Annotated in this window: 8 protein-coding genes; 2 read left to right on the top strand and 6 right to left on the bottom strand. The window is 47.4% G+C overall.

All coding sequences use genetic code 11. The features are described from left to right. Window positions 1–7: 7 nt before the first annotated feature. The 6 genes from MKY92_RS05870 to MKY92_RS05845 all read right to left on the bottom strand — a co-directional run bounded on the left by MKY92_RS05870 (window position 8) and on the right by MKY92_RS05845 (window position 7,863). Window positions 8–1,030 carry a carbohydrate-binding family 9-like protein gene (locus tag MKY92_RS05870; protein ID WP_339299646.1) on the bottom strand — a complete coding sequence of 341 codons (1,023 nt, stop codon included), beginning with the start codon at window positions 1,028–1,030 and terminating at the stop codon, window positions 8–10. A 63-nt stretch (window positions 1,031–1,093) separates the two neighbouring features. After that, entirely contained in the window at window positions 1,094–2,380 is a 1,287-nt protein-coding gene (locus tag MKY92_RS05865) for an alpha-L-fucosidase (RefSeq protein ID WP_339299645.1), read from the bottom strand. A 48-nt stretch (window positions 2,381–2,428) separates the two neighbouring features. Continuing rightward, on the bottom strand, window positions 2,429–4,024 hold the full coding sequence (locus tag MKY92_RS05860) for an extracellular solute-binding protein (RefSeq protein WP_339299644.1): 1,596 nt from the start codon (window positions 4,022–4,024) through the stop codon (window positions 2,429–2,431). A 41-nt stretch (window positions 4,025–4,065) separates the two neighbouring features. After that, complete coding sequence (locus MKY92_RS05855; RefSeq protein WP_036668765.1) at window positions 4,066–4,974, bottom strand: carbohydrate ABC transporter permease; 909 nt, start codon at window positions 4,972–4,974, stop codon at window positions 4,066–4,068. A gap of 15 nt (window positions 4,975–4,989) precedes the next feature. Continuing rightward, window positions 4,990–5,961, bottom strand: a complete 972-nt coding sequence (locus MKY92_RS05850; RefSeq protein ID WP_339299643.1) for an ABC transporter permease subunit — start codon at window positions 5,959–5,961, stop codon at window positions 4,990–4,992. Window positions 5,962–6,939: 978 nt separating this feature from the next. Continuing rightward, entirely contained in the window at window positions 6,940–7,863 is a 924-nt protein-coding gene (locus tag MKY92_RS05845; RefSeq protein WP_339299641.1) for an S-layer homology domain-containing protein, read from the bottom strand. Between the two features lie 360 nt (window positions 7,864–8,223). On the opposite strand from MKY92_RS05845, the gene MKY92_RS05840 reads away from it, so the two are divergent. After that, a complete protein-coding gene (locus MKY92_RS05840; RefSeq protein ID WP_339299639.1) occupies window positions 8,224–9,966 on the top strand; it encodes an ABC transporter ATP-binding protein in 1,743 nt (580 codons plus the stop codon). Next, the gene (locus MKY92_RS05835) at window positions 9,959–11,776 is read left to right on the top strand and encodes an ABC transporter ATP-binding protein (RefSeq protein ID WP_339299638.1); all 1,818 of its coding nucleotides are present in this window, start codon (window positions 9,959–9,961) and stop codon (window positions 11,774–11,776) included. Before MKY92_RS05840 ends, MKY92_RS05835 begins: the two co-directional genes overlap by 8 nt. Window positions 11,777–11,835: the final 59 nt, after the last annotated feature.

Below are 11,835 nucleotides of genomic sequence, written 5' to 3'. Positions count from 1 at the left end.
TGCGTTATCACTCCCTCCACAGCTTTCCGTCTTCCCGAATACAGATCAAGGCCGTTCCGTCCGAAGACGGCGCAGTAATCTGGAACAGGCTGCGAGTCGTTTCAATAACAGGCTCACAGCTCCACGATTCCTCACCCATAAGCAGCTTCACATCCTGTGTAAATTCACCATGGGTTTCATAATAATTGCGTTCACGGTAGTAGAGCCTGCGAAGCTCCCATTTGATTCGTTCGTCTTCCGGCAGCTCAAACGACTGATCCGTTCCGTCAACCGAGAATACAACATAACCCCACAACTCCGGGTAATGCATGTTGATAATACCCATAGGTGACCAAACCCAGTTGTCCTCCGGATAAGGTTTACCCGTATCTGGATTCAACACCTTGCGGTACTCACCGTCCTGTACCTCGGTTTGCCACTCCACACGCGAGAAGTTGACACGCCAGAACTCACCCGGCGCAGGTGGACGGTTTCCTTCGGCGCACTCCTTAAGGCTGGCCCAGGGAATCGCGACTTCCACGCTCCATTTCCGGTTCTCTGCATCAGGTCTGTTCAGTTCCCCATCGATATATACGGCCGTCTTGAGACCGCTGATATCCCAACCGTTAACCGGAGGCCCACCATCCCGATAAGGCTTCACTAATAACAGGTCCCATACCGTATTGAGCGCATTGATCTCGAACTCATAATATTGATGGGAATCCCCGTCGGGATCGATAAAAATCTCGAAGTCATTGTCATAAAAAATAACGGAATCACGTTCAGTCAGGGTAGCCCAGATCTGATCTTCAATCAGCTCGGCAGCAAAATAGAAATAGTCGTCATCCCACAGCATTTTTACCCGTGTCTGTTTCTCTGGCTTCGGACGAAGATCCCCTTCGATATCAACGAAATCATCCGTCCAATGAGCCGCATTCCAAAATGCCTTATCCACACGACCGTCTAACACCAACGGTTCCTGCGCACGCTTGCATATATAATGTTTGGGAGCATACTCAATCCTGGGTTCTGGCACTCCACTTCTGTTCATGTCACTCTCTCCAATTCGTAAGGGAGGGCATGCATCTACCAGCACATGCCCTCCCCGTAATGGTTAGTTATGGGTGACAACGGCTCCAGAGCCGCCGTACATTTCCAGCTCCTCATCGAATTCAAGCTTAAGAACGGTCACCTGTTCATGCGTGTCCCCCGGGGTCATCTTGATCCACGTTGTCCCCGGGATATTGAACCAAGGCACGCCCCCATGAATCTCATGATTCAGCTCTTTGCCCGAATGCAGCACGGTAATTTTCTTGATCGGATTGCAGAGACCCTTGATGCACACATTCTCTTTTGGATCGTCATACACGAATAGGTACAGCGCCTTTCGATCCTCGGATACAGTGCTTCCCCCCAGATAATAGCGAGGCATAATGCCTTCACCCGTACCGAAGACAGCCTCCTCATGGGTTCGGATCCAAGCTCCCAGTCCAAGCAGAATATCCTCCTGCCTCTGATCGATGGTGCCATCTTCACGCGGACCGATATCCAGCAACATATTACCGCCCATCGAAATGCAGTCACAGAACATTCGAATGATCTGATTTAACGATTTGTATTTATGATCGGTTGGCACATAACCCCAAGATCTGTTGATCGTGGTGCAGAATTCCCAGGGTCCCTCCGGTCTTGTAATCGGAATGCCCTGCTCAGGCGTTTTGTAATCCCCATAACCTTGAAGGCGGGAGTTAATGATGATATCCGGGTTAAAAGATTGCAGATAATGCTTGAACTCCGGCAGATTCCACTGTTGGGCGCTCCGTTCCCAGTCCCCATCAAACCACAGCAGATCCACCTTTCCGTAATTTGTTAAAATCTCTCTCAGTTGATGGTTATTGAATTGCAGGAACTTCTGCCACTTTGCCTGATCCTGAACGCCGTCCACAGGACTTGAATACCGGTTGACACTACTGAGATCCTCCGGTACTTTTCCACCTTCATACACGCTAGGATAATCCGGGTGTGACCAATCAATCAGCGAGTAATACATCCCCAGATGAATGCCCTTTTCCCGAATCGCTTCCGCATATTCCTTCACAATGTCCCGATTCGCTGGTGTCTGTTTGACAACATTGAGATCGCTATATTGCGTATCCCATAGAGCAACGCCGTCATGATGCTTCGTTGTTAATACGGCATACCGGGCACCAGACTTCTCAATCAAGTCCGCCCACTTCTCCGCATTAAATTCCGATGCCGTAAAACCATCCAACTGTTTCATATATTCTTCATAGGATATCCTGCCATTATAGAAGGACCAGGATTCCGCAACCCCGTCCACCGCATAGATGCCATAGTGGATGAATATCCCCAGTTTGGCTTCTTCAAACCATTTCTGCATATCTGTCACACCTCTTTCGAGAGTCCTTATCTGTGAAAAATCTTTAGGTCATTCTCCAGTATTCCAGCGGTCATATGCCCCCTGATACAGTTCGATGATACGGTCACTGCCCATTTTCTTCATCTGTGCAATGTACTTATCCCAGTTCTCAAGCGGCTCCTGGCCGGTCACAAACTTCGCTTCCATCTGTTTGACGTACGTATCCAGGTCAGACAATAAAGCGGTTGCTTCGCTTTGCTCTTCATTCGTCAGATAAACGTTAGGAAATGGTGCTTTTCCGATAGGGACCAACTTCTCTTGATTCTGCTGGTCAATCCACTCATCAAATTCGGTGCGTAGCCCCTTCGCTACATCCGGATCATTAATACCCGGTGTCAGGATACCAAAGTTCGGCGTGATTTTACCCCGGTATTCCTCACGATCACCGCCGCCAGGAACAGGGAGCCACTCTTTCACATGATTTTCCTTGTCTTTGAATTTCCACAGCACACCTTCCGGGCCTTGATTGAACAGTGTCGCACCGTCATAGCTGTATAAATAATCGATCCATCGCATCGTCGCCTCGGGTGACGGGTTGCTGCTTGTAATAGCAAAGGTACCGCGAGCCGACATGCCCGGATGCTTGCCGTATACCGGAGAGTCTGCTACCTCGCTCTTCACGGGTGTCATCAGCGGATGATCCGTGCTAGGTTCACCACCGAGCGTGAAGTATGGATGGTAATCGTTGAATAGTGCAAGTTTGTTGCTTTCACCTTTTGCTTTTTTCTGATCGCCTGTTTGCGAGAAGGTCTCATGATCCAGCAAGTCTTCCTTCCACAAGCGGTTCATGAATGTCAGATAACCTTTGTAGCCTTCTTCTTGATAAGGATAGTGAACTTTTCCGTCTTTATCGGAATAGATGCCTTCGTTGTACATTCCCCAGAAGCCGAAGAAAAACATGCGAAGATCATCCAGTTTTACAGAAGTAAGCGGAATTTCATCTTGCTGACCATTGCCATTAGGATCTTCTTCTTTTACACGCTTGAGATACGAATACAATTCTTCCGTAGTCTTGGGCTCTTCTACGTTAAGTGCCTTCAAGAATTCCCCGTTGTACCACATTGGGCCTCTATACCACACGGCCGCTTTATCAATGAATGGGAGTGCATACATATGCCCATCAGGTGTTGTAAATGATTTGCGGACATCCGGGTTCTCATCGAGAATCTTTTTGATATTTGGGGCGTAACCTTCGTCAATGTATTTTTCCAACGGAATCAGAATGCCCTGGCTACCATAAGTCACCTGCTCAGCAGGCTTGAGGTCCGCAGCATAGAACATATCTGGCAAGTCACCGCTCGCGAAAACCAGATTTTTCTTCGTTTCAAAGCTGTCGATTGGTGAGAGCTGGTACTCCAGCTTGATGCCCGACAGTTTCTCCATTTCTTGCAGCACAGGCATGGTGCTCCAGTCGGCTACGCCCGCATCCTGGGACATGACCTTCAACGTTAGTGTTTTGTCCACAATGGGGAAACCTTCCTTTTTGACCCCCTCTACTTTGGAGGTCGCGCTTCCGTCCTCATTGGTTGAACCACAAGCTGCAATCAATGTTGCGAATAAGGTGAGACAGAGTGTAATGGATGAAGCCTTGCGAAGCTTTTTCATGACAACAACTCCCCTTGTTTAATGTGGTATATGGATTAAGATCATCCCTTAACGGAACCGATCATAACACCCTGTACAAAGTAACGCTGGAGGAATGGATACACCGCAATGACCGGTAGGGTGGCAACAATAATAACAGCATATTTGACCAGTGCAGCGATCTCCGCTTTGGTATTCATCGCCGTTGCTGAAGACGTATCGATAGCGCCTCCCCCCTGTGCCGCCATTTCCTGAAGCACCAGAATCTGGCGAAGAAAGAGCTGCAGCGGGTACTTGGAGGAATCATTCAGATAGATCATGGCACTGAAATAGCTGTTCCAGTGTCCAACTCCGTAGAAGAGTGCCATCACTGCAATGATTGGCATGGAAAGCGGGAGCACAATTTTGATGAACAACCGGGTGTTGGTACATCCATCAATATGTGCCGCTTCCTGTAACTCCTTGGGAATGGTCGATTGGAAGAACGTCCGGCATACGATAATATTCCATATGGATGCAGCTCCAGGCAGAATTAGTGCCCACATGCTGTTCACCATACCAAGATCCTTAACGAGCAGGTAACTTGGGACAAGCCCTCCTCCGAAGAACATCGTTACCATAAACATCGCCATGAAGAACCCTCGTCCCACAAAGTCCGAGCGGCTGAGCGCATAGGCTGCGGGTAGTGTAACAATCAGGTTAACGATGGTGCCTACAACGGTATAGATGATCGTGTTTTTGTACCCAATCCAGATGTTGGTGTTCTCAAACACCCGGGCATAACCTTCAAATGTAATGCCTTTGGGTAGCAGCCACATCTCACCGGAGGCTACATATTTGGGATCACTGATTGAAGCACTGATGATGTATAACAGCGGATACAGCACAATGACGAGCGCTACCGTCAGATAGATGTAATTGCACAATAAGAACAATTTATCACTTCTGCTTTCTTTCACAGCGGATGACATGTGTATTCCCTCCTTTTACCATAGGCTGTTTTCACTGGTGCGGCGTGCAATCTGATTCACGGTAATAAGAAGAATTGCATTCACTACGGAGTTGAACAATCCCACCGCCGTAGAGAAACTGTACTGCGCATCGACCAGACCGGACCGATAGACAAATGTTGAGATGACATCGGACGAGCCCATGTTCAGCGGATTTTGCAGCAACAGGATTTTCTCGAATCCGACGCCCAGAATACTGCCCATATTCAGAATTAACAAGATGGTGATTGTAGGGATGATCGCTGGAATGTTAATATGCAAAATCCGTTTAAACCGGCTCGCACCATCTACCACAGCCGCTTCATGCAGTTGCGGGTCCACACCCGATAGAGCGGCAAGGTATATAATGGTGCCCCAGCCTGCACTTTGCCAGACTCCTGACAGTACATACACTGACTTGAACCACGCAGGGTCCGTCAGGAATTGAGGTGACTGGAAACCAAGGGACTGTACCAAATTGACAATCATGCCTGACGAGGGTGATAAAAAGGTAATGATCATCCCCGACATGACAACGACCGAAATAAAATGCGGTGCATACGTGACGGTCTGCACGGTACGTTTGAAAAAGGAATCCTTTACTTCATTGAACGCTAACGCAAGAATGATTGGCAGCGGAAAACCTATGGCCAACTCATACAAGCTGATGCTAAGAGTATTCCATAGCAAATCCCAGAAATAATACGAATTGAAGAAACGGATGAAATGATCGAATCCGACCCATGGGCTTCCCGTGACACCAAGCGTTGGAATAAAGTTTTTGAATGCAATTTGTATGCCGTACATCGGACCATAATGGAATATCAGAAAGTATAGAAATGCTGGCGCGATAAACAGATACAACTCCCAGTTCCGAATCGTCCTTCTCCATAATTTATTTTTCTTGCTGTTCGGAATCGTGTTTACCGCTAAGTTTTGCGTCGAGGGAGACTCCCCATTTAGCTGCATCAGTTGTTTCCTCCTTTTCTAATGAAAATCCGGCCGTTTGTGAGGAAGAGCCCAGCACGCCTGTTTAAATATAAGGAAGGATTTCCGAACCGCGTTTCCATGACGAGCAGCTCTGTTCCCCTTCCTAATTGGTAACGCTTACATACTGAGTTTATGGATCATTCTCTAATTCGTAAATATGCCATTTCCATCTTCACTCTTAAAATCACGGAATATACTGTTACAACGGGGGTTTACACTTTTGTTATCAGCTTGTCATTGTCATTTTGGGGAAGTAAAACATGTAGAATTTGACCCTTTTCCCTCCTTTAGATGTCATTTGGAGTTGTATCCTACGAACTTGGAAAGATGTTGGATCTAAACAGAGGTTAGAAAACAGGCCTTAAAGTCAAAACCCACATACTTACCTGACCATGGTGTTCATGTCTAAACGCATCATACTTCAGGGAAAGCCACTTAAATGTTAAACCAAAGTGTAATATTTTCTTCCATATACCTATCGCATATTACAAACCTGTAATTGCTTGCCCTTATTCTATAATTCTCCTCCCTCTTTCGTATATATGTTGTTTTTATCTTTGCCTATATGATACATAAACGCCTGTAGACACTGGGAATATCGAGTCGTATATGTAGATTTTGCACAAGGCTTGTAAACTGGGTCCTGTGAGTTTTTTGAAAAAGACCATAATGTAAGCCGCTACGATAACATAAATTTAGCTATATAACCTTAACAAATACCCATTATATATTTCATAGATTAGATATTTATGTTAATAAACATAACACAAATGATTTATAAAACTTCATAAAGTGTAATTTAAATTATCATACAAAAGAAAAGTTGTCATGGAACCCGACTGAGATTAATTCACTTCAACTCAAATGAAAAACCCACCCTCCATACATATATGGAAGGTGGGTTTGAGAATACATATCCGTTTAATCAGCGTTTAGTTTGTATGGTTTGCAGTGAATTTACTTGCCAGAAGGTTGAGCTTCTGCCGTATATCCCGTTGGGATATCCGTTTCTGCAGTCACATTTGTGATAACCATCGGATACATCATGTCTGGATCAGGTTGAATAATGGAGTAAAGCACGATAGCGCGTCCATCCTTCTCCAATTTCACATCATCAATCTTCAATCCATAACCAGGGTGTGGCATTTCAGCACTGAGTTTAACTTTGGTTGTTTTGTCATCTACCTTCGTCGTTGTCACTTCAGGTACGATCGCTTGCTGGCCTTCACCTGGAGTGGTTGGAGCTGGCTCTGCCGAGCCGCCATTGCCGTGTTTATCCACAAACTCAAGTGCATTGAAGATCATGCTTGCAGCCTCCATACGGGTAAGCGACTGATCTGGACGGAAATTCCCGTCCTTATCCAGTTCAATGATGTTCATGTTCAGCAGGTTCTGGACTGCAGATATGGCGTCCTTACCGATTTTATTTTCGTCCTTAACAAGATTATACTTCATGATGACCGGATAATTCCCGGTTGTGTTAATCCCTTCATGTAGCAAAATGACAAACAGTTCACGCGTCATCTTGCCCTGCGGGTTCACTTCAACCGGAATGGACAGTCCATTCTGAGTAGCGGCTTGAACAGCGTCAGCATACCAAGTGTCCGGACTGATTTTATTCTGAGCGGATGCTTCCGCAAATTCATTTTTCAGACCAAATGCATTCACAATCAGTTGAACACCTTGTGGCTCGGACAATGCAAGATCTGGACGGAACAGATCCTCTGTTACTCCGTTAACAATACCTTTTGATTTCAATGAATCTACAACCGACTTCTGCCCTTCATCCTTCACATCTGTGAAAGCAAATACCGATGCACCTCCTGCTGTCAAAGAAACGCAGAGCGCTAGTGTTGCGGCCAATCCTTTTTTATGTTTCATTTCCTGGCACCTCCATATGTTTAGTAAAGCCTATTTTTTACCTCTTCATTCCTACAGACGGGGTATCCCTAGAAAATGTTTCAGTAATTTCGACATCTGGTGAATACAACACGAGAACACGGCATACAACTCTTCTCCGCTGTCACTAATCGGGGCCACCTGCTATTGCTAACTGGCTTCGTTGACATCCCATCGGATTAGCGCAAAAATAAGAATAGAGAAATCCATCGGATGACGGATAAACAACGAACCAGATCGCATACAGTAAGAGGGCACGACGCGCTAATAACAGGTGTCGGCCCTTTTCTTGACTCCACCTGCTGAACTGACTTCACCTATAACAAAAGGAGAACAACGCTTATGTCCAAGAAAGGATTACTTCGCGGTTATGTTGTGTCGAACTGGCCTGTTTATCTGGCTGCTGTTCTTCTGATTATTGCCTCCAATGTCGGGCAAGCATCCTTGCCCCGCATACTCGGCAGCTTCACGGATCAGTTAATGCAGAACACGCTTCAGATGCAGACGGTCGTAAGGTACAGCCTGTCCCTTCTGGCTATTGCCATCGGGTATAATGTGCTGTTCGGTACTGGGCAATTCATGATTATGAAGCTGGGTCGACGCTTCGAATTCATGACACGTGAGCGTATATTCAGTAAGTTTTCCGAACTTAGCGAGCATTATTTCTCCAAACAGGGGAACGGAAAGCTGCTCAGTTATGTCATGAATGACGTTACTTCCGTACGTGAAGCGATATCCAATGGCGTGACGCTCATGACCAATGCCACCTTCCTGCTGTTGTCCTGCATTGTCATGATGCTACTTAGCGGGATTCCGTTGACGCTCATTCTAATCAGTGTTGTTCCTTTGCTGGCGATTCCATTTCTGGTCGTGTTTTTTGGTCCGCGGATTCGCAAGCGATCTCGCGACGTGCAGGAAGCACTTGCTACCATGACGGAATCGGCGGAAGAGCAGCTGGGTGGCATTCGCGTCACCAAGACATTTGCCATCGAAGACAGCGCCCGTGAACGTTTTGGAACCACCGTCGATGCGATCAAAAGCAAACAGCTGCGGCTTGTTCGCCTGTCTTCCCTGTTTCAGGCTTTGCTCCCGCTACTCGGAGCGATCTCATTGGTTGTTTCCCTTCTTGTTGGAGGAATTATGACCATGCAGAATTCCATTACACTCGGAAGTTTTGTCGCCTTGACGTTATATCTGCGCATAATCATGGGACCGCTTCAACAGATCGGTAACGTCATTAATACTGTCCAGCGCTCCGGGGCATCCCTGGAGCGGGTGAATGACCTGCTCAGCGAAGTAGCGGATGTGCGTGAACTTCCTGAAGCTACATCGCTCCAAACCGTACAAGATATCACCATGGAGAACCTAACCTTCTCCTATCCTGGCAGTTCATCTCCTGCTCTCCAAAACATTCAACTCCATATCCGTGCCGGGCGAACGGTCGGTATTGTAGGCAAGACCGGCTCAGGTAAAAGTACTCTCGTTAAGCTATTGCTGCGTACATATGAACCACCTGAAGGAACGATTCGCATCAATGGTACCGATATTCGGCAGCTGTCGCTGGAAAGTCTAAGATCGCGCATCGCCTATGTCCCTCAGGATGGATTCCTGTTTAGTACCACCATCCGGGATAACATCGCATTTAGCGACCGGGAAGTATCGCTGGATACAGTGGAACATAGTGCACGGCAAGCCATGATCTATGATAATATTGTCCGTTTTCCTGATCGCTTCGATACACTGCTTGGCGAACGTGGACTCACCCTGTCTGGTGGACAACGTCAGCGAACGAGCCTTGCAAGAGGACTGATCAAACAAGCACAGTTACTTATTCTGGATGACAGTATGAGCGCGGTTGATGCCGTCACGGAGAGTGGTATTCTGCGCAGTTTGCGCGAGATCGGCAAGGGCAAGACTACATTAATCATCTCTCATCGCATCAGCGCGGTCCGTCATGCGGACGATATTATCGTTCTGGATGAAGGGCAAGTCGCTGAACAGGGAACACATGCGCAGTTGATGGCTGCCAAGGGGTTATATGCGGCCACCTACCGTTTGCAGGAGGAGGGATTACATCATGTCTAACACTAACGCTGAACTTCACCCAGATGCAGAGGCCGATCAGAGTAAACGAACTTCGTTTAAGGCCATGATGGCATACGCCAAACCGCATAAATGGGCTTTTGCCGGTATCTTCTTCTGCTCACTGCTTGGCATATCGGCAGATCTGCTGCAACCCTATCTGGTGAAGATTGCCATCGATGATCATCTGGCCGTGGGCCAGACCAGTGTGGGCTTTCTCGTTCAGCTCGCAGCCATCTTTCTTGGGCTGGCTGTCATCAGTTTTATTTTTACCTATATCCAGAATAATCTGTTGCAGCACGTAGGACAGAACATTGTATCCCGGATCAGAAAGGACCTGTTCAAGCATATCTCCAAGATGTCCATGTCCTTCTTTGACCGTTTCCATATCGGCAGTCTGGTCACAAACGTATCCAGTGATACGGAGACCATCAGCAGCTTTTTCACTCAAGTACTGCTCAGTCTGATTCGGGATGGTATGATGCTGGTGCTCATTATCGTCTTTATGTTCCAACTTGATCCTGTGCTGGCGGCATACTCCCTGATCGTTCTGCCTGTCATTGCGGTGGTTGCGGTATTATTCCGTAGTCGACTGCGGAAAGCTTATCAAAATGCGCGTACCCGGCTTTCCCGTTTGATCGCATTTACAGCAGAGAACCTGTCCGGTATGTTCTTGATTCAGGCTTTTCACCAGGAGGAAGAACAGAAGAAACGTTTCTCGGAACAGAATGCACTCCATCTGAAAGCCAACATTACGCAAGCCCGCTCCAATGTTATTTTCAACCGGACGTTTGATATTCTTGGTAATGCAGCACTGGTCATGATGGTCTGGCTTGGAGGTCGCGCCGTACTGGGTGAGTCCCTGCAAGTCGGGGTATTATATGCGTTTATCAGCTATATCCGTCAGTTCTTTCAACCGATTAACCAGATTACGATGCAATGGAATACATTCCAGTCCACCACCGTGTCGATGGATCGCATCTGGAACATTCTGAATACGCGGCCCGAAGTTGCTGATCCCAAAACAGGTATGGCCTCCTCGCTGGAACCGCAGAATGTGATGGGCCAGATTGATTTTAATGATGTGTCGTTTGGTTATCGGGCAGACCGGCCCTTGATCCAACAGATGAACCTGCACCTCTATCCGGGTGAAATGATAGGTATTGTGGGAACAACAGGCGCTGGCAAAAGCACACTGATCTCCCTGCTCAATCGCTTCTATGATGTAGACAAGGGCAGTATCGAGATTGATGGTACCGATATCCGGCATCTGCCGCAGGCTAAGCTTCATCGGATCGTGGGTCTGATTCAACAGGAACCCTTCCTGTTCTCCGGTTCCATTATTGATAATGTGAGAATGTTTCGTGAGGATATTACGCGAGAGCAGGCGATTGAGGCCTGCCGGTTTGTCGGGGCACATGCGATGATTTCACGTTTGCCTCAAGGATATGATACGCATCTGTCGGAACGCGGAAGCGGACTATCCGCTGGGGAGCGGCAGTTGATTTCATTTGCCCGGATCGTGGTGTTCCAGCCCCGAGTGCTCATCCTGGATGAGGCAACCGCCAATCTGGACTCACACACGGAACAGCTCGTGCAGCAGGCGCTGGAATCGGTATCCCAGGGACGCACCACCATTGTCATTGCTCATCGCCTGTCCACAGTGATGCATGCCGATCGAATTCTGGTGATGGAGAATGGCGAGATTGTGGAGGAAGGACCGCACCAGGAACTAATCGCAGCCAAAGGTGTATATGCAGACTTGTACACCCATGCGCGTGATGCAGGTAAAAATTCAGCTATATCAGGGTAATGAACCTGAGTTATAGTAAATACAGAACGTTGAACATGCCGCTCTGCTTATGCAGGCGG

Origin of the sequence: Paenibacillus sp. FSL R5-0623, assembly GCF_037974265.1 — a bacterium.
Taxonomy (GTDB): Bacteria; Bacillota; Bacilli; order Paenibacillales; family Paenibacillaceae; genus Paenibacillus.
The sequence above is the reverse complement of the archived record's forward strand: the minus strand, read 5'-3'. Positions and strand labels throughout refer to the sequence as shown.